The following is a 26,654-nucleotide window of genomic DNA, read 5'->3' as shown; positions in this document are numbered from 1 at the left end:
TCCTACGGCGGCAAAGAATCTGCATCACCCGCTGCAACTCCTGATTGCGGCCAATCAAAGGGTCGATCTTGCCGCTTGCAGCCAACTCAGCAAAATTAATTGTAAACTTTTCGAGCGCCGAGGAGTCTTTCTCCTTCTGTCCCTGTTCACCAGCATCATCTATTCCGTCAGGCGTCTTTCTGCCCCCCTCGTCTGACCCATGACCATGGGAGATAAACTCAAGGACATTAAGACGGGTAAGTCCCGCAGCGCGGAGAAAATACACGGCATAAGAATCGCGCTCCCCAAAAATAGCAATCAGCACATCGCTAGAATCCACCTCCTTCTTGCCGCAACTCTGTACATGGGCGACAGCCCTCTGCAACACGCGGTTAAAACCAATAGTCTGCAGCGGTTCCTGGTTATCTTTGAGGCTGCCACCCAAGAGTTCGTTATCAAAAAACTCTCGCAGTTTTTCCTTTAACACCCCTGTGCTACCCCCACATCCATTGATAATCCGTACCGCCATCTCATCATGAAGCAACCCATACAAAATGTGCTCCACGGAAACATGTTCATGCTGGTGGGCCTTGGCCTCACGAATTGCCATAACCAAGGCGATTTCAAGTTTCGTACTGATCATTGTCACACCTCTTCCATTGTACACTTGAGCGGATGCTCGTTCTTGCGAGACAACTCATGGACCACCGCTACCTTCGTTTCGGCAACATCCCGGGTATAGACCCCAGCTACACCAACTCCGGCTTTATGAACGTTAAGCATGATTTCTGTCGCCGTCACCATGTCTTTGTTGAACACGGTTTGCAGAATCATCACTACAAAATCCATAGTGGTATAGTCATCATTATGGAGCAAGACCTTAAATTGTGGAGGCTCAACCAAGCTGTCTTGCGCCCTGTCTTCAACCCACCCCTTATGCTTGGTCACGGTCTTATTTGACATAACTCTATTAATCCTTTAATCTTTTCAACAAGTTAAGCAACTCATCCTGGTCACCTCTTGCAAATAATTATCATAAGCACGGATACGAGATTTCGCCCAGGAAAAAGTTAATTTTCTTCGAAGTGACTTCATTCGGAGTACAAAATCTCCCTTGCGAACCATCACTCAACAAGTACCTGCCACAAAAAATTCTCAATCACCAGGAGCGGCGGCAGTCCCGAGCTTTTCAACCTGAACTCTGCCGCTAAAAGGTGGCTTAAAATCTCTCCTAACTGACCAACAGTGTACTTTCCGGCCTTCACAAACATCATGTACAGGGCATACGGGTGGCTCGGTAGTTGAGCAAGCCACTCTCCCCTACTCTCCTTCAATGCTGGAAGATACCCCTTTTGGAACACAGGAAACGTCATCCCCTCCACATACTCCACCGAACCTCCCCGTCGCAGTGATGCGACAAGCATGAGCTTTCTCACCTGATTTCGTAAACCGGCAATCATCACCAGCGGATGTACGCCACTGTCAAATAACCGCCCCGCTATGATCAACACCTGAGAAAGATCCCGATCAGTAAAGGCCTCAGTCAATTCATATAAGGCATCTTCTCGAGAACGACTAACCAGCTCTTTAACATCAGCCACAGAAACCTGAGGAGCTTCTCCGACATATAATGCCAGTTTCTCTGTCTCCCGTACCGCTGCCACCGGATGAAAGCCGACACGTTCAAGCAGAATCGGCACCGCCCGTGCCTCCATTGATTTACCGAAATCGGCAAGCGTCTGCCGGACTAGATCGGCCAACAGGGCATCTTGCTCAGTACGGGCAGCCTTGGAGCTGCCATCAGCAACGGCAAGATCAATGACAACCCCACACTTAAGAATACACTTATACAGCTTCTTACGTTTATCAACATTTTCGGCGAGTAACATTAAAATATTGTCATCCGGCAAACCATCTTCAATAGCAGCCATATACAAGTCCGCCGGATCCGCTCCGCCGCCAGCTTTAATAGGAGACGCCTCTTTTCCGACTGCCCCCAAAACTTCGACCAGCCAATCAGTATCCTTCTTGGCGAAATCAAAAGCGGCTTGCCATTGTCCAGCTGACATATCTGGCAGATCATCAATCGCCACCTGAGCAATTGCTGCCAGCTGCGATAAGCAAGAGATCACCTGCCTGCTATTGTTCTTGCCTTGGGCAACAACAGCCTTATCCCAAATTGTCTTAGCCACCTCTTTCGAGTGAAACAGTTTAGAATCCAATACCCGAAATATCTGCCTCCCCGTAAACATACCGTAGGTCTTGAGGTGGTTCAAAGTATTGATTGCATCCTCCTGATCACCATCGACATGGTTAACATTCTGACCGCGAACCACTTGATCAGGAATCAAGGCTTCTGCCAATTGATCAGCCACCTGTAAACTCAGATAGCGATCACCAACTAACAGGTAAACCGGACAGGGCTTACCCTGCTTAATGGCCGTCATCACTTTTGAAATATCACTTCGCTGGTAGGCTGGCATATCAGGCAGGACACTTGGGACAATAGATTGGCATGGAAATGGCGCCTCGAAAACAGCGTGAGGCTACTCCTCGTAACAGGAGGATTCGAATTCCCCCTCTGTTCAGACTAGCGGATGATGAAGACAATAAATTCCTTGGATTCAAGCTACCACACTTTAAGGTGCATCATCGACTCATCTATGCAGTCTGAGTTATCAGCAGACTTTTGTCCATTATAATCACGACACAAAAGTATAAAATGCTTTTTTTACCTTTGACCTTTGGCCCACAATCTTTTACAGTTCAGGGATATAATGAATAGTTATTCATTAATATTTTACGTAACTCCTTTCGACTCAATGTCGACACCTCGTGATAATAAAAATGAGATCTCCCCTTGGCACGGAATACACCGGCCAGGTTCCGGCTCAGCTGGCTCAGACGTCCATGAACAAAGCTACAAAACCAAAGAAAACTGGTTTGCTCATCGGCGGCTCCGGCCTGATCGGCGGCGCTATCACCTATTACTTTAAGACCCACCCCGATGAAGAGATTGAGTTGCTGGCCCCAAACAGTAAGAAACTGAGTCTACGGGTTGCCAATGACATTAAGCAATATTTCAAAAAAATCAAACCCGATTTTATTATCAACACGGCAATCGCCGCCATTGACTCTGACCCCATATTATCGTTTGAAATCAACTATCTCGGTGCGCTCAACCTAGCTAAGGCGGCAATCGAGTTAGGCATTCCTTATATTCACTTCAGTTCTTCGGCAACCATGCCTTCGGGTACAGATCTTAGCGAAGAAGACACCCTGCCCCTGACCCCAGGCCTTGCCAATTATCCCAAATCAAAACTCATGGCCGAGTTAACCCTCCGTCAACTCAAGGAGGCCGAGGGACTCGACTACACCATCATTAGGCTCGCTGTTGTCTATGGCAAGCACGACCACAAAATCCAAGGATTTCACCGGCTTTTTTTCTCCATTGTTGACCAGGCTCTTCCGTGCATGCTGACAAAGCCTGACGTCAAACACTCGTACAGCAACTCAAAAAAAATCGCCCCTTTCATCCATCACATTTTGTCACATCGGGATGAATTTTCGGGCCAAACCTACAATTTTGTTGATCCGGAACCGGTTGCCCTCTCTCAAGTCATTCTCACCATTAGACGCTATCTTCAACTTAAGCTTCCTAAAGAGATTTATATTCCCTATTCGATGGCAAAAGTCTTTAAATCCGCCTTGAAATGGACTATGAAAAAATTAAGTATAATCGGTATCGAGGCACGAATGCCTGCTGAGTTGATGTTCTTAGAAAATTTTTACCGCAGCCAGACACTGTCCTCTTCAAAACTGGCCAACTCAAGCTACGGTCTCCAACAACCTGCGACCACTATCTTCACGGAATTGCCAGCCATCATTGAATACTATCTGACCCGTTGGGAACACTTAAACCTAATTTCATCCTATAACGATTCTTTCTATCACCCCAAAACCCTGGCGGAGGAATTTATAAACAATCCTCAAGAACTGATCGAGTTGGTCCATACCAAAAAAATAGATCCGATGTATGATTTCTGTCTTTTTCCCAACAAAGATCTTTCTTAATAACCATAACCTCCCTTCAGGATTTTTTTATGGATAAAAAACATTTCAGCCTGCTCAGAAAAAGTCTCGGAAAAACCCAAAAAGAACTAGCCGAACTCCTCGGCATCTCCATCAAAACCTTGCACAGCTACGAGCAAGGATGGCGTCAAATTCCCGCCCATGCAGAGCGGCAGATCCTCTTCCTCCTCTCCCGAACACGGGAAAGAGATAGCGATATCAAACCCTGCTGGATCATCAAAAGCTGCCCTCCGAAACGAAAAAAAGCATGTCCGGCCTGGGAGTTTCAAGCGGGGAAACTTTGTTGGTTCATCAACGGCACAATCTGTGAGTGCGATGCTCAACGAAGTTGGAAAAAGAAAATGGAAATCTGCAATAAGTGCGAAGTCATGAAATCGATTCTTCCCGATGTGGAAGAAACTAAATAAACCCTCAATTTTTCGGCCCTGCCGGCCGATAATCTTATCAAATTCGTAAAATAAATTTGCAATGATTACATAAGTATATACTCTTTTCACTCAAATCGATGATGGAGAAAAAAATGATTAACCTACGCCTTTGTCTCAAGAAGTTATTCATTATTCATTGCGCCTTCGCCCTAATTTCCTGGTGCATCCCCTCCCCAACCTCCGCCTCGGTCATCGATGCCCCACACAATGAAACTCAAGGCGTCAAGTGCAGCGATTGCCACGCTTATTCTCTATGGTGGCAGTACTCCCCCGCAACCAACAGCAACACATCATATACCCAAATAACCAATGACGTCTGCAACAAGTGCCATGCTCCCGGACGCACAGCGCCTAATAAGATTGGCCACAACTGGGAATCAATGGCTGACACCCATGACACCTACCTCGGAACATGGGACACCAATTGCCTTGACTGCCACACACCTCACTACCAGGAGCAGCTGAGCTGGCTGAACATTGACCCAGGGCTGAGTTCCGAACTATATCTAGTCAATGGCACCATCAGCGCCGGATCCCTTCAAGTTAACAGCGGCAACAACACCACGACCTTTTCCTACAAAAATGTCGACGCGCACCTGAGCTGGATCAATCCGGCTCTCTGGTCGGAAAAGAGCCTTCCGGGGCGGGGTCTTATTCTATTAATCAAAGATTCTCAACAGAACACTTTTGAAATCAATGCAGCAATCGAGACGACACCTATCATTCCAGGGTCGGCCAATGGCAGCGGGACAATCACAGTCCAAGGCAGCATCCCTATATCATATAACACAGCGGACACCGAATTCTCTCTCATCTATGGACAACTATTGAAAAAAACTATCAACACCCCGAATTCAGGAGCCAGGGATGTTAAATTTTTCGACGCCTCAATTTCTTATGCCGAAGGTAAGACCGGTGGCACTGCTGACCCCGTCTCCAACCCGCCCCAAGGGATCTGCCAAGTCTGCCACACCAATACCAAATACTACAACTCAGACGGCTTGCAGCCAGACCGCGACAACCCAACAGGCCCCAGAATTGCAGCATCCCCCCATAATGCCTCCGCACCCTGTACTGGTTGTCACAGCATCAGCCAGGGATTCCGACCAACCAATGCCGACCACACCTTTATTTCCAGCGCTGGCACCACATGCACCAGTTGCCACAACCAGTCAGACATCATCACCGATACCCACCGTGGTAACTGCACCAACTGCCATAAAGGAACTCTACCTGGCCTGATCGCGCCGTTCTCCAGCCCGAAGTGGCCCACACTCTCCGGTCAAACTCGACAAACCGGCACCTGCTACGATTGTCATAGCCCGATTGAGGCTGCCTTCACCGCTCATCCCAAAGCGTTTGACCACCTCGGACAAGTTGATCCACACCCCAATTGCACCGGCTGCCACTTTCACAACAATAAAGATGTCGTCAGCGTCATTCATGATAGTGACCGCGACCACAACGGCTCTCCCGACGGTAGCCCTTGCTCCACCTGTCATAATCTGACCTATAACACCAATACCGGCGCCTACTCAGGCAGCGGAGCGTTGATTGGACGCGCCGCTCAACGCGGACCCGGAAACTGCACCCGTTGTCATAATGAAATTGCCGTCAACTTCTTTGTTCATCCCAAGTCAAATGACCACACCAATCAGGTGGTAGCCACTCCACAATGCGCCAACTGTCACGACGGCGACCCGGTCAATGACGTCCACAGCTGGAGCTGCGGGATGTGCCATGTCCCACCCACCGGCTTACTCAAAGGGGTCGCCCTTACCAAGGGTCCTGGCGATTGCATGAATTGCCACACGAATTTCTTTATCCACACCAACGCCAATGCCTTAAACCATAGTGTTGAAGTCACCACCTCAACACTATGTATTGACTGCCATACCAGTGCTAACCTGATCACTGATCTGCACGGCAGAAATGGCTGCAACACCTGTCACGACCAATTCGGCGCCCTTGTCGGCAGCGCGGCAGGGCATAACAACGGCGGGGATTGCACGACCTGTCACACCGCCGAGGCAACTGCGATAGCAACGATGGACCACCCATCAGCAGATCACACCACCAATTCCTATGTAATTGCCAATCCGGAAGGAAACTGCACCCATTGTCATTCAGGAGATTCGATAGCTCTGATCCATAACAATAACTGCCTAGGGTGTCATCTCTCCTTAAAAACTACCGACATCCACACCCTGGTCGGTAGCGCCACAGGGAGAGTTGGTCAACCAAGCAACACCTGCCTCAACTGTCACACCACTATCGGCTCTCGATTTACCGCTCATAAAAATGCCTATGACCATGAACTCCAGGTCACAGCCTTAGGCACAAATTGCTTCACCGGAATCGGTTGCCACAACGGTGATCCAATCTGGGATACCCATGAAATGTCCTGCGCAAAGTGTCATGCCAAAGATGGTCGGCTGATTAACCTCGCAGCAAACAAAGGAACTGGCAAAGCACCGACCATCGGCAACAATTGCAACACCTGCCACACCAGTGCCAACTATACCATTCACCCGCACACCCCCTGATCGACTGGCGTTTTGACAAAAAAAGGCCCGGCGCTCAGTGTGCCGGGCCTTTTTTTAACTCACTTGTGATGGAGAGAAGCAGGGCACCTGAGTTACACAAAACTGAACTAGCGTAACTTTAACTTGCCCAAGAACTCAAGATGCTCCCGCAACTGCTGCTCTTCAACGCTAGTCAACTCGAATTTAACCCCAAAAACCTGGTGCTTCACAGACTTCTCGATCCGAGAAATCACAGCATTATTAATAGTAACCTCTCGACTAATCACGGCATCCTTACCCGCCAACGACAAGGTACAAGGTCCAACAAGATCTCTGGGGCCAAGAGCGTGCGCCAGTTGACCAGATAATTTAACACCACCTAAACTAATATTCTCCATGACACTGGTGTTAACTTGGGAGCGGCCCCTCAGAAAAAATGTTGCGGTCGAACCAAGAGGAGTCTCGATGCGGGTCCCTTGGCGCAACTCAAGAGAAAACAGGGACTGCGGCATCATGGTTGCCAAGATAGTATCACTTTCTCGGGTAACGGGACACGAAAATCCTAATATCGGCATCCCCCTAATCTTAAACAACAAATCCTGAATCTGATAGGCACTCCGAAGTTCTAATGGTCGAGCCAACAGAAGATAGGGAATATGCCGATATGAATAAAATGCTATTACCCGACTCTGCAAGGGTCGTTTGCCCTGACGCAGTAAAGTCACCGGTATCCGCCCGTCGATTAGGCCGCTGATGATCTCCATAATCATCCTGGAATCTGTTGACCATGGCTGACGGCGCATCATCTCTGCTCTCCACCGTTTATCGTATCCATAACCAATCCCTCATGATCATGATGAGGTGCAGCATTTGCACAGTGCAAGCTTTGTCATAATTCTGTTATCATATCGACAACTATTGGAATCTGTTAAACCTTTTCCATCAATAATAAATTTCCCTCCCCCCTTTTGGACACCGTGCCCCCCCACAGTTCGGGATTAGACATTGACTTCCTGAGACCTTCTCCGTATTATTTAAATATTGTCCTCCTGTTTTCCTCTTCCACCAGGATCTCCCCATGCGCGAAACCGACTACCTCAAAGAAAACATTAAAGCTGTAGACTTACTCCGCCGAATAGAACGTTTTAAGGCCTTTTCCGATGAAGACATACTTTCCTTCTTGGCCGTAGGAAAGCTAAAAGAGTACGGAGTTGGTGAGACTATCATCAAAAAGGGAGAGATAGACAACTGGATCTATTTTCTGGTTTCAGGAGAAGTGAAGATCGTTAAGGGCGAAAACACCTTCGCCGTACTTAAAACAAGTGGAGATTTATTTGGAGAAATGGGGGTAATTGACGGAGTTCCCCGTTCCGCAAGCGTCTGGGCCTTAACCAAGACCATGGTTCTTGGAATTAATTGCGCTGAACTCAATATCGAACGTAAATCGATAGCCAGTGTCTTTCAATACACAATTTTCAGGCTCTTTGCTGAAACCCTGGCGGACAGGCTTAGGATAACCAATGAAGAAATCATCCGGCTCCAAGCCGAGTTAAAGTCCAAAGAGGCCAAAATTTCCGAGCTTACCAAGAAACAATCTTGACTCTGCTTTATAACTCCAGCAACTCCAACTCCCCCCACACACCAATGGCAGTACCTTTAATAATCAGCACCCCACGCACACCGTCAATTGCGGCGGCCACTGCCAGCGCCGAATCGATATCCCGCTCATTTTTTATCTCATTGCCGATTCTCGTTGCGACCGCGTCAGCCAAAGCTGTTGAGGATGAAAACACTGTCACGGCATCGGCCTTACCCAAACTCAAAGAATGACCCACTGTACCCGACGATGTACAAATACCTGCGGGCATCTGATCCGCACGCAAGCGGATCCCCACCTTATGACTCAACGGTGAGGTGCCGGCAAAAACAGAAACTGTAACGTCGCTCTGACGCTGCAGGTAGATATCTCCCCCATTTTCCACCACAATATCGGTCAACCCGTAACATTTTTGCAGACCTCGGCCAACAAACTCAGCCACAACTCCGGCCACCGCCGCCATCGGTCCGACTCCGGCTCCAGCAGAGGCGGTGTACATCGACTGAATCATTGGCGGAGCTAGCAGGTCATGGGGCAACGGACTCAATGACGACAGAAACGACGGGGTCTTTGTCAGATAATTTTCTAACTGATTCCGGCATTGCCGGACAAGATCCATTGCCGCCTCAGAATAATCCCTGGCTGCCAATATCTGCAAATCGGTTTCCCGAAGCTTAACCTCGAAGGCAACAAGTCCCTCCGCCGCGACCTTGCTCCGATAACTCCGTATGCAGTAAGAGGCAGGGACCGGAGTCTCACTGGCTCGCTTACCTGATTTATGCTTTGTTTGTTTTGCCGTCAATGCTATGATACCCGTAACAATTTGCAGAATAAGATAATCATCAATAAATTGCGCTGTAGCCTCGTCCGATATGCCTCAACAACCTAACATACTAGCAATTTTCACCAGATTTCCCACACCGGGCACCACCAAGACACGGCTCATTCCCAGACTCGGGCCTGACGGAGCAGCAGCCCTACATCGACAGATGACCGAACGCGTCCTTGCTCACGCCAAAAAATTCTGCAGCCAGTCCGCCGCGGTCCTCGAAATTCACTTCCACGGCGGGTCCCTGGAGGCCATGAAACAGTGGCTCGGCCCGCACACCCTGATAAGACAGAAAGGAGCTTCCCTGGGAGATCGAATGGAACACACCTTTCACACGGCCTTTGCCTCGGGGGCAAACAAAACAGTTATCATTGGCACTGACTGTCCCGGACTCACTCATGATATCATCAGCCAAGCCTTCACCACCCTTGAGAACAGCTCGCTGGTACTGGGGCCAGCCCAGGATGGAGGCTATTATCTCATTGGACTCACCACTCCCTCTCCAGCGCTCTTTGTAAATATTGACTGGGGAACTCCTACTGTGCTCGCGCAAACCCTGCTCAGGGCCCAGTCCTTGACCGTCAGTCAACTACCCCCCCTTCATGATGTCGACCGCCCAGAAGACCTTGTCCATATCGATTATCATTCCCACCCGGAATGAGGCCGAACACATCGCCCAAACGATAGAGCGCGCCACGGATGACAACGTATGCGAGATCCTTATCGTGGACTGCGGCAGCGCCGATGAGACGCAAAAAATTGCCCTCCAGCGTGGCGCACGTGTTATCTCATCACCCCCTGGCCGAGCTCGACAGATGAACGCCGGCGCCGCCGTTGCCCAGGGTGACATCCTTCTCTTCCTCCATGGCGACACCTTACTCCCTCTCGGGTTCGCCGACTTGGTCATTACGCTCTTAAACAAAGAGGGGGTGATAGCAGGCGCTTTCTCCCTAGCGATCAACCTACCAGGAACAGGCCCCTTGATCGTATCAGCAATGACTAATGTCCGTTCCCGCGCCCTGCAACTGCCGTATGGTGATCAGGGTCTCTTTCTTACTCGTCACACGTTTATTGAGATAGGAGGATATCCGGATGAGCCCCTTCTTGAGGATGTGCTTCTTGTGCGCCGCCTAAAGCAAAAGGGCCGGATTGCCATAGTCAAGTCGTCAGCGCTGACCTCGGGGAGGCGCTGGCGAGAACTAGGCCTCGTGCGCACCACCCTGATCAATCAAGCCATCATCTTAGGCCACCTAGCGGGCATCCCCACCCAGCGACTTCAAAGCTGGTACCGAATTGGAAAAAAAGTCTGAGATGGCCGGCTGCTTGGGCAACAGCTCTTGTTGAAGATCCTTATCCCGGATGATCGAAGTCATCCATTTGGCGCTGACAGTAAGGTACTGAGAAAAAAAAGCTTTTTGGATAAAAACACTGTTGCTCGAAAAAATTCCTGTTAGCGCCATAAACACCATGGTAGAAATAAATATCGCCTTACCTAACCCAAAAACAGCCCCCATCGACCGGTCAAACCAGCCAAGAAACGTGATATGCATTACTTTCTTCAGGCCTACCCCAAGTACCATGATCAAGACGTATGTGCCAAAAAAAAGCAGCGCATAGGTTATCACGAAACGCAGTTGCGGATTGCCGACCTGAGAGAGGTGTTGTGACAATGAAGGGTAATATGTACCCGCCGCCACATACCCCAAGAACAAAGCAAGTAAAAAAGCTATTTGACGAACAAATCCGATCCATACGCCTCGGACCAGAAACAAAACTGACACGGCAATCACACCGATATCCAGTGCGGTCATAGCGGCTCCTGATGTGTTATATGGTACTGCTCAAGTTGGCGGTGATCAGTTACCGGTTACGGTTAAAAGAAGCGTAGTTAGTCATGCATCATCGTATGATGCATAATATTAGTGAGTGAGATCAACCATTGGCCTGATTACTCACCGTCAACTGTCAACCGCAAACCCGAGTTACAAATTCAGTTTGAAAATGACAGCTTGGACACTTCGAACATTACTCAGACGCCAATCATTTCCGGTTTCATGAAAAATAGCAAGGGGTTTCCCTGCAAATCTTGGATGGAACATTCACTGCTCTCCGCCGATCAAATCACCACCTGCCGTTCCTTGCTTCTGAGAGATGAGTCCGACTTGGCTTTAGCCGTCATCGGACTGAAAGGCCTCGGCGCTGATCTGAGCCGTGAAGGACAGACCGTGGAAAATAGATATCTTAATCCCTGTGAACAAACTCGGTTTAACTCCTTTTCCTTTCCCAAGCGCAAACGGGAGTGGTTAGGCGGTCGAATCGCCGCCAAAAAGGCCGCTATTCACCTCTTGCCGAATATCATCCCCACCGAGAGCGCCTATCATTCCCTACAAGTCGATAATGATCCTGCAGGACGCCCCTATCTGCTAAATCAAGAGTGTAGAGTAGATTCAACATCAGACAACGACATCCGCCATCCAACCCTCCCCGAAATCTCCATCTCCCATAGCGGAGAAGTTGCGGCTGCCCTCGCCGTTACCCGCTCCCCCTGCGGCCTTGACGTCCAAAGAATCACGGCCAAGGCCATCTCCGTCCAGGAACGATTTGCATCCTCCGCCGAACAGGCCGTGCTCAAAACTGCCCCTCTCCTTCAAAAGACCGGCGAGGCCGAGGCTCTCACCCTCCTTTGGGCTGCCAAGGAATCTCTGCGCAAGGCGATAGCCTGCCATCCGCTTCTTAGTTTCAACGAAGTGCACCTCTGCCACCTTGAAGAAACTCCTCACGACGGGCTGATTGCCCGATGCACCAGCCCTCGCCTCCACCCCGAACCTCTTCCTCCTGTCTTTCTTGCCCTCAGTGAAGGATATGCCTGGGCCATCACCATCAACTATTCTATACTCATACCCCTTTAAGTGACCCATATCGATCAACCTGCCGCCAGCTCCTATCGCCTCACCAACAAAAAAGGCGGGGCCCTTGTCAAGATGCCCCGCCGTAACCTGATGATAGTCTCTCTCAAAAACAACCCTGCTCACTACTTCTTCCGCTTCTCCCAATCAGCCAGGAAACTATCGATGCCTCGGTCAGTCAGCGGATGTTGAGCCAACTGCAAGATGACCTTGAAGGGGATGGTGGCGATATGAGCGCCAATCAGCGCCGCATCTAGAACATGGGTCGGATTACGGACCGAGGCGACAATAACCTCAGTGGAGTAGCCATAGTTATCGTATATGGTCATAATATCGCCGATCAAGTCCATTCCTATCAAGGAAATATCATCCAACCGACCAACAAAGGGACTGGCATAAGTGGCTCCAGCCTTGGCGGCAAGCAGCGCCTGAGTCGCTGAAAAAACCAAAGTGACATTAGTCTTGATCCCCTCGGCAGAAAAAATGCGAGTGGCCTTCAGCCCTTCTGCCGTCATCGGCACCTTGATAACGATATTGCTGTGAATCGCGGCAAGCTTCCGACCCTCTTCAACCATACCCGCGGCCTCAAGGCTGATGACCTCAGCGCTTATCGGGCCATCGACCAGCTCCGTGATCTCCCTGATAATCTCTTCGAAAGGACGCTTTTCCCGGGCAATCAGGGACGGGTTAGTCGTTACGCCGTCAACCATGCCCAAGGCAACCGCCTCACGGATTTCGGAAACGTTTGCGGTATCAATAAAGAATTTCATGCGTTGCTCCTTGGTTCGGATTGAAATTTTTTGCGGCACTCCGGGCTGCAAAAGTAATAAGTTGTCCCCGCTATCGTGCACGATTCCGCACCCTGCTGTGGGACATACGTATGACAGAACGGGTCTTCAACCAAAATATCTCCTGCGAGCAGATCGCTCTTGGTTGCCGTTGTCTTAGGGTGACAAGAACAAGAGCCACGCTTACCAAATAAATACCGGTACAGGATATACCCCACCCCGACCAACAACAATAAACGCAATAATCCCAAACTGATTACTCCCAGGAAATTTGATCCACTGCCTGTCCAAGCACCCGCTGTCTCATCACCAAGGTCGTGGCTTGGCTTACCGGATGAAGATGATCAGGGGCCAGCTCCGCAAGCGGGGCTAAGACGAAAAGACGGTTGGCAAGCTCGGGGTGGGGGATGACAAGCTCAGGTTCGCTGATAACCACGTCGTTATAATAAAGAATGTCAAGGTCGATCACCCGATCCTTACCTTGCGTACGATCACGCCCCATAGACTGCTCAGTCTGCAAGAGCAGGGCAAGCAGTTCATGGGGGGACAACTTAGTCTCGCAAACACCCACAGCATTGGTGAACCACTGTTCCGAGGCAATACCCACCGGCTCAGAACGATACGGCTGGGACAAAATCAGCGTAGTCACCCCGGTGAGTCCTCCCAGGCGTCGCCAAGCCTCTCGCAGATTGACCCGGCCAGCGCCGACATTCGAACCCAGACCGATAAAAACCAAGGCCATTAGGCCGTTGTCCCTTGAATAGGTTTTTTCATCTCTTTGTTAGTTGAGCTGGATTTTGTAGCAAGATAAGGGCAGTGACCGAAACGGTCGCAATTCTTTCGCAATCACTGCTAAAAATCCTGTAACCCCAGGACGTCAAACATGGTGTAGAGACCATGTTTCTGGGAAGTAACCCAGGCAGCGGCCAGGGCGGCTCCTTGGGCAAAGTTGTCCCGGCTATGGGCTCGATGAGTGATCTCAATCCGCTCGCCAGCCCCGGCAAAATAAACTGTATGTTCACCAACAATATCACCGGCCCGGATGGTCTGGATGCCGATCTCCTGATCAGTACGAGCGCCGATCATCCCATGCCTCGAATAAACCCCTACCTTCTCCAGCTTTCTGTTAACCGCTTCTGCCACCACCTCGCCAAGCTTCAGTGCCGTGCCGCTGGGAGCATCCTTCTTCATCCGGTGGTGAGCCTCGACAATCTCAATATCGTAGCCATCGCCAAGGACTGAGGCAATTTTAGCGGCCGCCTTAAACAAGACATTGACACCAACCGCCATGTTCGGCGATTGAACACAGGAAAAGTTCCTGCTCAGTTCCTTAAGTTCCGCCAGATTCTCTTGAGTCAGACCAGTCGTGCCGATAACCATGGCCTTCTTGTGCTGGGCCGCTATCCTGGCCAGGGGCATGGTAGCCTCATGAAATGTAAAATCAATAATCACATCACCCGCATCAATGATCTTGCGGATATCATCACTGATGGCGACCCCCAGGCGGCCAATCCCAGCCACCTCACCAATATCCATCCCGACACAAGGATTACCAAGCAATTCAAAGCCACCAGCCACCAGCAGATCCTTATGGTCATTGACCATAGCTGCGATTCTCTTCCCCATCCGCCCAGCCGCACCTGCAATAATCACTTTCGTCATTTTTGTACTCCCTTCCGCCACGTTGCGGCGTCATTGATCAGCAATTTTGATGGCGTCGCAAAAAGCCCGATCTACTGCGTTGCAGCGCACTTTTGCTCATTCGGCACACCATATGTGTGGACTCATTCGCAAAAGCACACTGCGCCTTGTATATCAGCCCTTTTGCTTAGCCATCCCGTGACTTTTTGCAAGACCATCAATTTTAAATCAAGCCACACTCACTCAAGGTCTTTTTGAGCTTAACAAGATTGTCCTCCGTCATCTTGGCCAAGGGCAGACGCGGAGCGCCAGATTTGATTTTACCCATCAGCTCCAAGGTCATCTTGGCTGGGACCGGATTGGTTTCATAAAACATTGCATACATCAAAGGAAAAAGCTTGTAATGAGCAAGCCGCGCGGTTTCGTAGTCGCCGGCCAAGGCGAGGTTGATAACGGCAGCCATGTCCGTGGGAGCGACGTTTGAGGTCACCGAAATCAATCCACTGCCACCGATCGCAATAGTAGGCAAAGCGGTAAAGTCATCGCCGGAGAGCACAGAAAAACCCTTAGGACAGAGACGGATAACGTCACTGATCTGACAGAGGTTCGCTGTAGCCTCCTTGATCCCGACAACATTTTCTATGGTGGCACAACGGGCCACGGTTTCCGGAGTCATATTGACTCCAGTGCGGCTCGGTACGTTATAAAGGATAATCGGGATATCCACCGCCTCAGCCACAGTCTTGAAATGCTGATAAAGACCTTCAGGGGAGGGCCGATTATAATAGGGGGTGATCATCAGCGAGCCGTCAGCGCCAGCAGCCTTAGCGTGACGGGTGAGTTCGATGGTCTCTGCCGTGCTGTTGGAACCAGTCCCGGCCAAAACCGGAACTCGGCCATTGACCGTCTGAACAGTCAACTCCACCACCCGGTGATGCTCTTCATGGCTCAAGGTCGCTGACTCTCCGGTAGTTCCGCAGGGCACAATCCCATTGGTTCCACCCGCAATCTGGAACTCGATCAGATCCTTCAGCCCCTGCTCGTCTAGCTTGCCATCAATAAATGGTGTGACGATAGCAACATATGCCCCTTTAAACTGTGTCATTTCTTCTCTCCGCGTCTATTGTCGATTCGATAAATTCTATAAGTACGCCGGGCTAACGGGATGGCCCACCGCCGGATAAATTGCCTACGTCAAGGCTTCTGCCTGCAGTTGCCCATCATAAATAAATTTGGCTGGTCCCTCAAGATAGACCTGGTCGATATCACCGCTGGCACTTGTCGTCAAGTGAATGATCAACTCATCTCCCCCTGAGGTGGTAACCCGGACCGGACTCTGGGCCTGACCTGTATTTACAGCGATAAGAGCTGAGGCAACTGCACCTGTGCCGCAAGCCATGGTCTCTCCCTCAACTCCGCGTTCGTACGTCCTAACCGAAAGCCCGTGCCCGGTAACTCCCACAAAGTTGACATTGGTCCCTGCTGGCTGATAGATCTCATGGTAGCGAATAATCCGACCCCACTCTGCCACCGGCGTTTCGGCTAGGTTCTCAACAAAGCAAACGACATGGGGAACCCCAGTGTTGACACTGTAGATAATCTTGGTCACTACGCCCAGATCCAAGTCCCGGGCCATCTTCAAGTTGGTCGGCGAAGTGAGCCGTATCCTGACCCCGTCACCCACCACCTCGGCGGCAATAACTCCGGCCACGGTCCGAAAGCGCATCGAAGCCGGGGCAATCCCAGCACGATAGGCAAAACGGGCGGCGCAGCGAGCACCGTTGCCGCACATCTCCGCCCGACTGCCATCAGCGTTGAAAAACTGCCAGCGAAAGTCCTCTTCCTCATCCTCTTCAATCAAGATCAAACCATCCGCCCCGGCTGAAAACTTATGTCGACAAACCAATCGGGCAAAGTCCTGCATCTCGTCCGGGGCCAGAAAGGGCTGCCGGTGATCAAGCAGAATAAAGTCGTTGCCCGTCCCGCTCATCTTAGTAAAAGAAATTGGGAAGTGGAAATGCGTAAATTTGTTAGTCATCACCTTGAATCACATCCAGACTGCTCAGGTTATCGGTTTGCGGTTGTCGGTTGACGGTTAGTGATTGTTACCAATGACTGGTATCCGTGAGTCTGTTAACCGTAAACCGGTAACTGATCACCGCTAACCTAAGATAGTTATCTATTCGCTCAACAGATGGAGGATAAGCACATCCACCGCTATTCTCCATCAACCTGAAGTTATTCCCCTGCCTGCTCCCAGGTGGGGACACTCTCGCCCCGAATCAGACTGGCCAAGGTTTCCCGTTGGCGAATTACCTGAAACTCGCCGCCTCGAACCATGACCTCTGCTACCCGAGGACGGGAGTTGTAATTGGAGGACATGGAGAATCCATAAGCCCCAGCGCTCATTACTGCCAACAAGTCACCTGCCACAGCCACCGGCAGTGATCGCTCCCGGGCAAGAAAGTCGCCCGTCTCACAGATAGGCCCCACTAAATCAGCGACAGCTTCCCCTTGACCACGATCCTCAACCGACCTGATGCCATGATATGACCCATAAAGACTAGGCCGAGCCAAGTCATTCATTCCGGCATCAACAATTATAAACTGCTTGGTCCCGGCCTTAGTGTATAGGACCTTGGTGACCAATATCCCGGAGTTGCCCACTATAACCCGTCCCGGTTCGATTATCAAGACACAGCCCGGCACTGCTGCCAACGCCTCTTTTAACGCAGCGGCATACTCTGTGGGCAGGGGCGGCTCTTCCTGATCATAACGAATACCCAAACCACCACCCATGTCAAGATAGCGGATAGCAACCCCAGCCTGCTCCAACCGTTTGATAAAGGCAATCACCTTATTGATAGACTCAACAAAGGGGGCCACCGTGGTCAACTGTGAGCCAATATGACAGCTCACCCCGACCACCTCGATATGGCTCATGGCCATGGCTTCGGCATAGACCTCAGCCGCCGTATCAATCGGCATCCCAAACTTATTCTTAGCCAGTCCAGTAGAGATATACGCATGAGTTTTAGGATCAACATCAGGGTTAATGCGAAGCGCCACGGGGGCCTTGACATTCAGATCGGCGGCCACCGCCTGGAGGGCAGCAAGCTCCTGGGCTGACTCGACGTTGAACATCAATATTTTACTATTCAAGGCATAACGCAGTTCCTCCGGGGTCTTGCCCACGCCCGAATAGACGATCTTGTTGGGATCAACACCAGCGGTCAAGGCCCGAAACAATTCGCCTCCGGAGACGATATCAGCTCCACCACCCAACTCTCCGAAAAGATTGAGAATCGCAACATTAGAACACGACTTAACCGCAAAACAGGTAACATGGGGGATCTCGGAAAAGGCCTGATCAATCGCCTGAAAATGCCGGGTAAGAGTCGCGGCGCTGTACAAATAAAAAGGGGTGCCAACGGCTTCGGCAATCACCGGCACCGGCACGTCCTCACAATGGAGAACATTGTCTCGATAATCAAAATGATTCATGATACAACTCCTTGGAAAATACACTTTCATTGGCTGGTGTTGCCGTGTCAAAAGAGGTCACGGCCCAATAGCACCCACCTGAAGCCTCAGTCAGATGATCGACATAGGTCATCGCCTCCCGACCAACCTCACCAATCAGGGTCAATTTCTTCTCATCAGGCATACGCCGATAAATTCTGTAACCGGCCAGGTCATGTTCACTGTTTCGTTCCCACAGCAACTTAATTCCTTGATCAATTACCACTCCGGTCAAGCCACGCGGCGGTACTGGGGCGGTAAAATCTGCCGGGGTCTGAACTGCAGTCTGGCTGGCCAATCCAACCAACCGGGTCCCGTTTAACTCACGCTCCGCTCTAACCTGATAGTAATAGGTCTGGCCGTTCCTCAACCCGGAATCCGTATAGGAGATTTCGGCCACCTGGTCGCCGACCGTTCGGAAATTGTCGGAGGTCAAAGACCGGTATACCTGATAGTTAACCCGCGAAGAAAAGGGTTGACCATCGACCAAAGTACTCACCGGCTGCCAGCGTAACTCTATTTTTCCATCACCTGCTGTAGCAATCAGCTCCCCTGGCGCTGCTACCGGAGCGGCCCAGGCAAAACTGACGGTGTTCGAGTCTTCACTGACCAGACGCCACCCAGCCTTGGTCTGCACCTTGTAGAAATAACGATGCCCCGGCCGGAGAATGGTCTCGGTATAACGAGCCTCACGTTTTTTAACATCAGTAATGGCGTTACCCGATTCAACCTCAACCGCTGAGCTAAAGGTTATCGGACAGCCGGAGCAATACTCTTCATTCGGAACCACTGCCCGCAGCACCAAAAACGAATGAAGTCCAGGCAGATCTGAACCTGCAGTGGTCTGCTCAGGGTAACTCCAGATCAGAACTACATTATTTTCATCCTGCTGATAACGCAGATCGGTAATCGGCAGAGGAACGGCATCCTGCGGAGGGATCGGCAGCGTCTTTCGCCCGCAGCCAAGGCAGGTAAGACAGAGGGTAATGGCAAGCAGAAGCCGCCAAACCCGGCCGTCGCCCTTGTTCCTCATAGACCCAGCATTTCCTCGGCCTGCGCCAGAGCAGCAGCCACGGTCTGCCCCGATGTACCCCCAAGAGAGATCCGACTATTCACCGAGCCCTCTGCTGACAGAACGGCAAACACATCGTCCTCAACCAAGGGGCTAAACTGTTGCAGCTCGGCTAGACTCATCTCGATCAACTCCTTACCAGAGGACAGTCCATAGGCCACCGTGCGACCTACAATGGCATGGGCCTGACGGAAGGGCACATTCTTTTTCACCAGATAGTCGGCCAGATCAGTAGCAGTCATATAACCGCCAATCGTTGCGCTATGCAAACGCTCCTCGTTAAATTCAAGGTGCAACAGCAGTTCGGCCATAATAGCAACGCTCGCACTCACGGTATCCACCGTATCGAATATCGGCTCCTTGTCTTCCTGAAGGTCACGGTTATAGGTCATGGGCAACCCCTTGACCAGCGTGATCAGACACATCAGGTTGCCGGTGACCCGGCCGGTCTTGCCGCGAATCAGTTCCGGGATATCCGGATTCTTCTTCTGAGGCATGATGCTGGAGCCGGTACAGAAGCTGTCTGCCAAACGGACAAAAGAGAACTCCTCGGTAGTCCACAGCACTAGCTCCTCCGACAGGCGGCTCAAGTGCAGTTGGATCAAAGTACAGGCGGAAAGAAACTCAATGGCAAAATCACGATCCGCCACTGTATCCATGCTGTTGCGGGATATAGCCGGAAAATTCAGCTCTTTTGCCACAAACTCACGATCGATAGGCAAACCGGTGCCAGCTAAGGCTGCAACGCCTAAGGGCATGACGTTAATCCGTTTCAGACCATCGGCCAACCGCTCGCGATCACGGCCAAATTGCTCGACATAGGCCAGAAGATGATGGGCCACCAGCACCGGTTGAGCCCGCTGCAGATGGGTATAGCCCGGCATGATGGTGTGCTGATAGCAGCGGGCCAGGCGGACAAAAGAGTGTTGCAGAGTGAGCAACAACATCATCAGCCGCTCGGACTCCTCCCTCAGATAGAGCCGAATATCGAGAGCAATCTGATCGTTACGGCTGCGGGCCGTGTGCAGTCGCTCACCAGCCGCCCCGATTTTTTCAACCAGAGCCTTTTCAATATTCATATGAATATCTTCAAGTTCAGGCCGGAAGATAAATGTCCCGTTTTCAATCTCAGCCTCTATCTCGGAAAGACCCTGCTGAATGCTCTCCCCCTCTCCTGGAGTGATCATCCCCTGCTTGACCAGCATCTTGGCATGGGCTCGACTACCCAGGATATCGTGGCGATAAAGTCTGGCATCATAATGAATGGAGGCTGTAAAGGCTTCCACCGAGGCAGCGGTCTTTTCAGCAAAACGACCTCCCCACAGTTTAGCCGGGGCAGTGGTGGAGTTTGATTGATTGTCGGTCATGAATGGCGCTCTAACAGAATTAACAGTAACAAATTTAGCAACAAACCATTATTCAGTCATGCAATAATGGGGTTCGCAATGCTCTACACAATCCCAGATCACAAAGCTTTCAAGGCCTGAATCTTCAATCGCAAGGCGTTCAAGCGGATAAAACCGCCGGCGTCAGACTGGGTGTAGACGGCGTCTTCCTCAAAGGTAGCAAAGCTTTCCTGATACAGAGAGTTCTCCGACTTTCTCCCCACCGGAGTACAATTGCCCTTATAGAGTTTCAGCCGCACCACCCCGCTGACCGTGGCCTGTGCGGCATCCATTGTGCCCTGCATCAGCCGCATCTCTGGAGAAAACCAGAAGCCGTTGTAAATCAATTCAGAGTACCTAGGGACCAGACTGTCCCGGATCTTCATCACCTCGCGATCCAGGGTGATGGTCTCCAAATCACGATGGGCGATACGCATGATAGTTCCACCTGGTGTCTCGTAGACCCCCCGGGACTTCATCCCGACAAAACGGTTCTCGACCATGTCCAATCTGCCGATGCCATTGGCTCCACCCAAGGCGTTGAGCCGGGCCAACATAGAGGCGGGACTCAAGGTCTCGCCGTCGAGGGCCACCGGATTGCCATTCCGGTATTCAATTTCGATATAGATCGGCTTGTCCGGGGCGTCTTCAGGGGCCACTGACAACTTGAACATCGAGGCCTCGGGCTCATTCCATGGATCTTCCAGGAGGCCGCCCTCAAAGCTGATGTGCAAAAGATTCTCGTCCGAACTGTAGGGCTTGGCCTTGGTTACCGGCACCGGGATGGCATGTTCTTCAGCATAGGCCATAAGTTTTGTCCGGGAATTCAAGTCCCAGATCCGCCACGGGGCAATAATCTTAAGCTTGGGATTTAAAGCCATATAAGTAAGCTCGAACCGGACCTGATCATTCCCCTTGCCAGTCGCGCCATGGCTGACCGCATCACCCCCCTCCTGCTCCGCCACCCGCACCTGTTCTTTGGCAATGATCGGGCGGGCAAGTGAGGTGCCCAAGAGATACGATCCCTCATAAATGGCATTAGCACGGAAGGCTGGAAATACATAATCCCGGACAAACTCCTCGCGCAGGTCGGAAATCACTACCTTTTCAGCGCCAGTTGCTAAACCCTTGGCCCGAACCGCATCCCAATCCTCAGTCTGGCCGACATCGGCGGCAAAGGCGATAACCGGGCATTGATATTCCTCAGCAAGCCATTTAAGAATAACAGAGGTATCGAGACCTCCTGAATACGCGAGAACGATTTTATTGATCTGTGCTGTCATTTGAATAGGGGGAATTAAGGTTAGTTATAAAGGGATTTTTCATGGAACAAGGCCGTTAAGAGATCAGCCGAGCAGATGCTTTTCCAGGATCGCCTTGTGAATATGCAATTTGTTTTCAGCTTGGTCCCAGGCCACACTCTGCTGCCCCTCAAGCACATCGTCGGTGATCTCTTCTCCGCGATGAGCCGGCAAACAATGAAGAATTATGGTATCCGGTTTGGCCTGCTTAAGGAGCGTGGAATTGACCTGGTAGGGCTGAAAGATCGAAAGCCTCTCCTCTGCCTCAGCCTCCTGTCCCATCGATGCCCAGACATCAACATTAATGGCATCTGCATCTTTAACCGCCAGCAGAGGATCCCGCACAAGGGTAATTGGCTTTACCGCATCTTTTTGAGCTTGAACCAGTATCGTCGAATCCGGATCATAGCCTTGAGGGCAGGCCAGAGTTAAGGCAAAACCCATGCGGGCCGCTGCCTGGATCCAGGAATTGGCCATATTGTTGCCATCTCCGACCCAGACGACATGCAGGTCCTGCATCCGGCCTTTTTTCTCGATGACAGTCATAATATCACTCAAGATCTGGCAGGGATGGTGCAAATCAGTCAAAGCATTAATCACCGGTACCGTAGAGTAACGGGCCAGCTCATCGACAATCTCCTGGCCGAAAGTTCTGACTACCATCCCATCGACATAACGGGACATAACCCGGGCCATATCTTTCAGTGGTTCATTACGAGCCAGCTGGGTATCGCGCCCCGGCAAGTAGATGACCTGTCCGCCCATGGCGTACATTGCCGCTTCAAACGAAACTCGAGTACGAGTGGACGGCTTCTCAAAAACCAACCCGATAATCTTTCCCGCCAAACTTTGGTGACGAACACCGGTCTTGGCTTCTTTTTTTAAAATCAGGGCGCGATCAATATATGCCGCAAGATGAGCCCCGTCATAATCCCATAAACTGGTTAGATGCATTGCCTTTAACCTACAAATAATTCAGGCCCAACCGTGGTGTCATGGCAACCGCTGCCACATCAGGATTGGGCCAAATTTTTATCAATACAAAATATGTCCTATTTTGCAATCATTTTTTCACCCCGCTCGGCACGGATGAGCGCATCTGGCTAGTCCAGAATCCTCCTCTTTGTTCTCACAACAGAGATCAATTTACCCACGCCAACTTTTCCATCCCCTCACATTTTAGGGAAAAAAAAGAGTCAGCAGATTCCACTTAACACGGCCTCAAGACCATCTATCATCAGGTCGATCTCCTCCTCACTGACAATAAGTGGCGGGATAAATCGCAAGGCCACGTTACCAGCAAAGTTAGCCAGCACTCCGTTTTCAAAAAGCGCCTTGATTATTCCTGGCCCTTGAGCCACCCCGGCATCCGTCATCACCAGGCCCTGGATCAAACCCATCCCGCGGACCCCTTGAAACAAGTCCGGGTATTTCACGGCTACATCCGACAATCGGCGGGCAAGATACGCCCCTCGGCTTTGAACCTGTTCCAAAAATCCGGGTGCAAGCAGTGTCGTTAACACCGCCACCCCGGCAGCACAGGACACCGGATTACCCCCAAAGGTAGAAGCGTGGGTTCCCGGCACCAAAGCGGTCGCAATTTTTTCAGTGGTCAGCATCGCTCCTAACGGCAGACCGTTACTGATAGCCTTGGCGAGAGTCATGATATCCGGGGTCACTCCGAGCTGCTCATGGGCGAACAAAGTCCCGGTCCGGCCCATACCTACTTGAACCTCATCAAAGATCAAAAAGAGCCCGTGCCTATCACATATCTCTCTGATTCCCATCAGATAATCATGCTCCAAAGGCCGAACCCCGCTTTCTCCCTGCAACGGCTCACAGAGGATGGCGCAGGTTGCGGGTGTAATCATGGCTTCCAGAGCCTTGAGATCGCCAAAAGGAGCGGCAGCAAAACCCTGGGGCATGGGTTCAAAACCCTGATGAAATTTTTTCTGCCCTGTGGCCGCCACCGTAGCCAAGGTACGGCCATGGAATGACCCTTCAAGGCTGATGACTTCGTAACGACCCTCTGCGCTTGCAATACGAGCAAGTTTAATTGCTGCCTCATTGGCCTCGGCGCCGGAGTTAGCGAAGAAGACCCGATCAGCAAACGAGTGAGCAACCAAGGCTGTTGCCAGCTTGGTTTGTGGCTCGGTATGAAAGAGATTGGAGACATGGACAAGCTTCGCCGCCTGTTCACAGATGGCTTTGGTCACCACCGGATGACAATGGCCAAGACTGCAAACCGCAATCCCGGAGAGAAAATCAAGGTATTCCCGACCATCAGCGTCTTTAAGATAACAGCCCCGACCCTCGACCATTGCCACTGGAAACCGGGTATAAGTCCCGATAAAGACGGCGCTACTCTGATCAATAATTTCCTTATTTGATGTCATGCCACCACCTCAGAGCCGATTCCCTGACGGGTGAATATCTCGAGCAGAATAGAGTGCTCCAGACGCCCATCAATAATATGCGCCTTCTTGACTCCGGCCAAGACCGCATCCATGCAGCAGCGGACCTTGGGAATCATGCCGCCAACAATGATTCCTGCCTCAATCTGCTCTCGAGCCTCAGCGCACGTCATTGTTGGAATCAAGTTTTTATCCTTATCCAGAACCCCTGCAACATCGGTCAACAGGACCAATTTTTCCGCCTTGAGCCGCGAGGCAATTGCTCCGGCCACCAGATCGGCGTTAATATTATATGACTGGCCATCATCTCCGACTCCAACCGGGGCTATGACCGGGATAAAATCCTTCGCATCCAAGACCTCCAGCACCTCTGGATTGACGGCTGTAACTTCACCCACCCGACCTAAATCAATAATTTCAGGTGGCGCATCCTTGAGCTGACTCTTCAGGATCTTCATCTTCCTGGCCCTGACCAAGTCGCCGTCCCGGCCAGAGAGACCAACCGCCTTCCCGCCATGGAGATTAATCAGGCTGACAATCTCCTTATTGACCTTCCCGACCAGGACCATTTCCACCACATCCATGGTCGCGCCGTCCGTCACCCGCATCCCTTGGACATAATCGGATTGGATATTCATTTTTTTCAGAAACTCGTTGATCTGAGGGCCGCCTCCATGGACAATGACCGGATTAATGCCAATGTATTTCAGCATAATAATATCGAGCGCGAAACTCCGCTTCAAGGCATCATCCACCATAGCGTGGCCGCCGTATTTAATGACCACCGTCTTGTTGGCAAAGGTCTTAATGTAAGGCAGGGATTCAATCAGAACTTTTGCCTTTTCTACCGCTGTTTTCATCAGCCTCTCCTTCTTCGATCATGGCGCGCATTCCGCATTAGCCGCCACCGTTCAGAGCCCTTCTCGGGCGTACTAAAAAAAGTTGGGGAGACCGAAGTCTCCCCAGTGGTTATTTGTCTTTCTCACTTCTTGAAATCAAACAATGCCACAAAACCATCTCAACCCAGCATGAGGACTAATCGGATACTGACATCGAAGCTTCGGTAACCACACTATTAGGCGTTACCACTTTGACATTAAACGTTCCTACGGCCGCAGAATTGGTGCAGGAGTTGGTATCCTTACTATATGTTCCATCACTCTTCATGGTCACCGAAATCGCACCAAATGCCGCAGTCCCTAAGGGGATGGGGGGACAACCAGGAGCTGAGCTGTTGCAGCCAGCTGTGTTAGGAACTGTATAAGTCCCTTGACCGACGATACTCCCGTTATCGGAAGCAAAAGTAACATTAGTACCAGCCGGCATGGCATTACCGTTTTGATCCACCACGATGACGGTAATAATGCTGGGCGCCCCGGCTGATTTTGCCGCCACGCTACAAGGATCGAGTACAATAGGATTCCCTCCATTAATACCGATAACAGCCGTGGAGGTCGAAAAGACGATAACGATGCTGGCCCGAACATCAATAGATTTTTGCCCGCTACAGATATTGGCTCCGGCAGTGCACAGCAATCCGTTGTAAAGGCCATCCCCTGAGCTGGTAGCCCCAACATTACCTCCGAGAGTTATGCCATCAAAGAGACCATTTCCATTAAAATCTATATACGGCTCCTTCTGAGGGTCTCGCACCCCGTTTTCATCGTAATCCAAATAGGCCTCACCGATATCCGTTGCATTATAATCGGCATCATACATCTCCAAACTATTATCCACGGTCCCATTACTGTTGAGATCCACAAACGCCTCTTCTCCCGTAGTCCGAGCCAGGATGGTGACTCGCCCGTTTTGCGGTCGAAAATTTTGACTAGTAAGTTTCACCGAGCAGGCATTATCCTTCGTAGTACAGGCAGACTCCACTGCCCCTCCCTCGCTGGTGAAATACACAACGGTGCCGTCCACCACCGGGTTATGGAAATGGTCGGCCAAACGGACAGTCAGATCGGTTGTTTTACCGTCATAATTCCCGCCTTCGATGTTAAAAATGCTGGCGCTAAGAGAAATTGAATCCTGTGCTGGAATACCTGTAGAGATATAGAGCAGGTCCGATTGCGTGGAAATTGCTCCTGTGGTTGCGGTCACCCGAACAGATGTACTCATCGTCCCAGCTTGAACATAGGTAACGACCTCGCCAGTCACCGGGTCCGACAACGC

General features: G+C 51.0%; 26 protein-coding genes. 7 read left to right on the top strand and 19 right to left on the bottom strand.

The window, feature by feature from the left end:
• The 3 genes from clpA to FP815_10900 all read right to left on the bottom strand — a co-directional run.
• Positions 1-622, bottom strand: a 622-nt coding sequence (gene clpA / locus FP815_10910) for an ATP-dependent Clp protease ATP-binding subunit ClpA (protein MBA3015447.1), incomplete at its 3' end; no start/stop codon positions are given.
• Positions 623-624: 2 nt separating this feature from the next.
• Positions 625-942: an ATP-dependent Clp protease adapter ClpS gene (gene clpS / locus FP815_10905; protein ID MBA3015446.1), complete on the bottom strand. Its 318-nt coding sequence runs from the start codon at positions 940-942 to the stop codon at positions 625-627.
• A 161-nt stretch (positions 943-1,103) separates the two neighbouring features.
• Positions 1,104-2,426 (bottom strand): DNA polymerase III subunit delta, encoded by a 1,323-nt coding sequence (locus FP815_10900; GenBank protein MBA3015445.1) that lies wholly within the window; start codon positions 2,424-2,426, stop codon positions 1,104-1,106.
• Between the two features lie 463 nt (positions 2,427-2,889).
• On the opposite strand from FP815_10900, the gene FP815_10895 reads away from it, so the two are divergent.
• From FP815_10895 to FP815_10885, 3 genes are all read left to right on the top strand, one after another.
• Positions 2,890-4,053 carry an NAD(P)-dependent oxidoreductase gene (locus tag FP815_10895; GenBank protein ID MBA3015444.1) on the top strand — a complete coding sequence of 388 codons (1,164 nt, stop codon included), beginning with the start codon at positions 2,890-2,892 and terminating at the stop codon, positions 4,051-4,053.
• Positions 4,054-4,082: 29 nt separating this feature from the next.
• The gene (locus FP815_10890) at positions 4,083-4,478 is read left to right on the top strand and encodes a helix-turn-helix transcriptional regulator (GenBank protein MBA3015443.1); all 396 of its coding nucleotides are present in this window, start codon (positions 4,083-4,085) and stop codon (positions 4,476-4,478) included.
• Between the two features lie 113 nt (positions 4,479-4,591).
• Complete coding sequence (locus FP815_10885; protein ID MBA3015442.1) at positions 4,592-7,045, top strand: hypothetical protein; 2,454 nt, start codon at positions 4,592-4,594, stop codon at positions 7,043-7,045.
• A 107-nt stretch (positions 7,046-7,152) separates the two neighbouring features.
• On the opposite strand, the gene FP815_10880 is transcribed toward FP815_10885, so the two are convergent.
• Positions 7,153-7,830 (bottom strand): hypothetical protein, encoded by a 678-nt coding sequence (locus FP815_10880; GenBank protein MBA3015441.1) that lies wholly within the window; start codon positions 7,828-7,830, stop codon positions 7,153-7,155.
• A 272-nt stretch (positions 7,831-8,102) separates the two neighbouring features.
• On the opposite strand from FP815_10880, the gene FP815_10875 reads away from it, so the two are divergent.
• Positions 8,103-8,624 carry a cyclic nucleotide-binding domain-containing protein gene (locus FP815_10875; GenBank protein MBA3015440.1) on the top strand — a complete coding sequence of 174 codons (522 nt, stop codon included), beginning with the start codon at positions 8,103-8,105 and terminating at the stop codon, positions 8,622-8,624.
• A gap of 7 nt (positions 8,625-8,631) precedes the next feature.
• On the opposite strand, the gene FP815_10870 is transcribed toward FP815_10875, so the two are convergent.
• Positions 8,632-9,351 (bottom strand): UPF0280 family protein, encoded by a 720-nt coding sequence (locus FP815_10870; GenBank protein ID MBA3015439.1) that lies wholly within the window; start codon positions 9,349-9,351, stop codon positions 8,632-8,634.
• 142 nt (positions 9,352-9,493) lie between these two features.
• On the opposite strand from FP815_10870, the gene FP815_10865 reads away from it, so the two are divergent.
• Complete coding sequence (locus FP815_10865) at positions 9,494-10,111, top strand: glycosyltransferase (GenBank protein MBA3015438.1); 618 nt, start codon at positions 9,494-9,496, stop codon at positions 10,109-10,111.
• Entirely contained in the window at positions 10,056-10,760 is a 705-nt protein-coding gene (locus FP815_10860) for a glycosyltransferase (protein MBA3015437.1), read from the top strand. Before FP815_10865 ends, FP815_10860 begins: the two co-directional genes overlap by 56 nt.
• On the opposite strand, the gene FP815_10855 is transcribed toward FP815_10860, so the two are convergent.
• Positions 10,701-11,261: a CvpA family protein gene (locus FP815_10855; GenBank protein MBA3015436.1), complete on the bottom strand. Its 561-nt coding sequence runs from the start codon at positions 11,259-11,261 to the stop codon at positions 10,701-10,703. The two genes, FP815_10860 and FP815_10855, sit on opposite strands and share 60 nt — an antisense overlap.
• Positions 11,262-11,459: 198 nt before the next feature.
• On the opposite strand from FP815_10855, the gene FP815_10850 reads away from it, so the two are divergent.
• The gene (locus tag FP815_10850) at positions 11,460-12,359 is read left to right on the top strand and encodes a 4'-phosphopantetheinyl transferase superfamily protein (protein MBA3015435.1); all 900 of its coding nucleotides are present in this window, start codon (positions 11,460-11,462) and stop codon (positions 12,357-12,359) included.
• Positions 12,360-12,481: 122 nt separating this feature from the next.
• On the opposite strand, the gene fsa is transcribed toward FP815_10850, so the two are convergent.
• The 13 genes from fsa to argB all read right to left on the bottom strand — a co-directional run bounded on the left by fsa (position 12,482) and on the right by argB (position 25,339).
• Positions 12,482-13,126, bottom strand: a complete 645-nt coding sequence (gene fsa / locus FP815_10845) for a fructose-6-phosphate aldolase (GenBank protein MBA3015434.1) — start codon at positions 13,124-13,126, stop codon at positions 12,482-12,484.
• On the bottom strand, positions 13,123-13,410 hold the full coding sequence (locus FP815_10840; GenBank protein ID MBA3015433.1) for a YHS domain-containing protein: 288 nt from the start codon (positions 13,408-13,410) through the stop codon (positions 13,123-13,125). Before FP815_10840 ends, fsa begins: the two co-directional genes overlap by 4 nt.
• The gene (gene folK / locus FP815_10835; GenBank protein ID MBA3015432.1) at positions 13,401-13,886 is read right to left on the bottom strand and encodes a 2-amino-4-hydroxy-6-hydroxymethyldihydropteridine diphosphokinase; all 486 of its coding nucleotides are present in this window, start codon (positions 13,884-13,886) and stop codon (positions 13,401-13,403) included. Before folK ends, FP815_10840 begins: the two co-directional genes overlap by 10 nt.
• Before the next feature lie 110 nt (positions 13,887-13,996).
• Complete coding sequence (locus FP815_10830) at positions 13,997-14,806, bottom strand: 4-hydroxy-tetrahydrodipicolinate reductase (GenBank protein MBA3015431.1); 810 nt, start codon at positions 14,804-14,806, stop codon at positions 13,997-13,999.
• A gap of 202 nt (positions 14,807-15,008) precedes the next feature.
• Positions 15,009-15,890, bottom strand: coding sequence for a 4-hydroxy-tetrahydrodipicolinate synthase (locus FP815_10825; protein MBA3015430.1), 882 nt, complete (start codon positions 15,888-15,890; stop codon positions 15,009-15,011).
• A gap of 84 nt (positions 15,891-15,974) precedes the next feature.
• Complete coding sequence (locus tag FP815_10820; GenBank protein ID MBA3015429.1) at positions 15,975-16,823, bottom strand: diaminopimelate epimerase; 849 nt, start codon at positions 16,821-16,823, stop codon at positions 15,975-15,977.
• A gap of 200 nt (positions 16,824-17,023) precedes the next feature.
• A complete protein-coding gene (gene lysA / locus FP815_10815; GenBank protein MBA3015428.1) occupies positions 17,024-18,289 on the bottom strand; it encodes a diaminopimelate decarboxylase in 1,266 nt (421 codons plus the stop codon).
• Positions 18,276-19,340: a fibronectin type III domain-containing protein gene (locus FP815_10810; protein MBA3015427.1), complete on the bottom strand. Its 1,065-nt coding sequence runs from the start codon at positions 19,338-19,340 to the stop codon at positions 18,276-18,278. The genes lysA and FP815_10810 overlap by 14 nt, the downstream gene beginning before the upstream one ends.
• Complete coding sequence (gene argH, locus FP815_10805) at positions 19,337-20,746, bottom strand: argininosuccinate lyase (protein ID MBA3015426.1); 1,410 nt, start codon at positions 20,744-20,746, stop codon at positions 19,337-19,339. Before argH ends, FP815_10810 begins: the two co-directional genes overlap by 4 nt.
• Positions 20,747-20,844: 98 nt before the next feature.
• Positions 20,845-22,047 carry an argininosuccinate synthase gene (locus tag FP815_10800; protein MBA3015425.1) on the bottom strand — a complete coding sequence of 401 codons (1,203 nt, stop codon included), beginning with the start codon at positions 22,045-22,047 and terminating at the stop codon, positions 20,845-20,847.
• A 63-nt stretch (positions 22,048-22,110) separates the two neighbouring features.
• Positions 22,111-23,019 carry an ornithine carbamoyltransferase gene (gene argF / locus FP815_10795; GenBank protein MBA3015424.1) on the bottom strand — a complete coding sequence of 303 codons (909 nt, stop codon included), beginning with the start codon at positions 23,017-23,019 and terminating at the stop codon, positions 22,111-22,113.
• Between the two features lie 242 nt (positions 23,020-23,261).
• Positions 23,262-24,461 (bottom strand): aspartate aminotransferase family protein, encoded by a 1,200-nt coding sequence (locus FP815_10790; protein MBA3015423.1) that lies wholly within the window; start codon positions 24,459-24,461, stop codon positions 23,262-23,264.
• Complete coding sequence (argB, locus tag FP815_10785) at positions 24,458-25,339, bottom strand: acetylglutamate kinase (GenBank protein ID MBA3015422.1); 882 nt, start codon at positions 25,337-25,339, stop codon at positions 24,458-24,460. The genes FP815_10790 and argB overlap by 4 nt, the downstream gene beginning before the upstream one ends.
• Between the last annotated feature and the right edge of the window lie 1,315 nt (positions 25,340-26,654).

Source organism: Desulfobulbaceae bacterium, assembly GCA_013792005.1.
GTDB lineage: Bacteria > Desulfobacterota > Desulfobulbia > Desulfobulbales > VMSU01 > VMSU01.
Note: the sequence above shows the minus strand (reverse complement) of the source record. Positions and strands in the feature narration are given on the sequence as shown.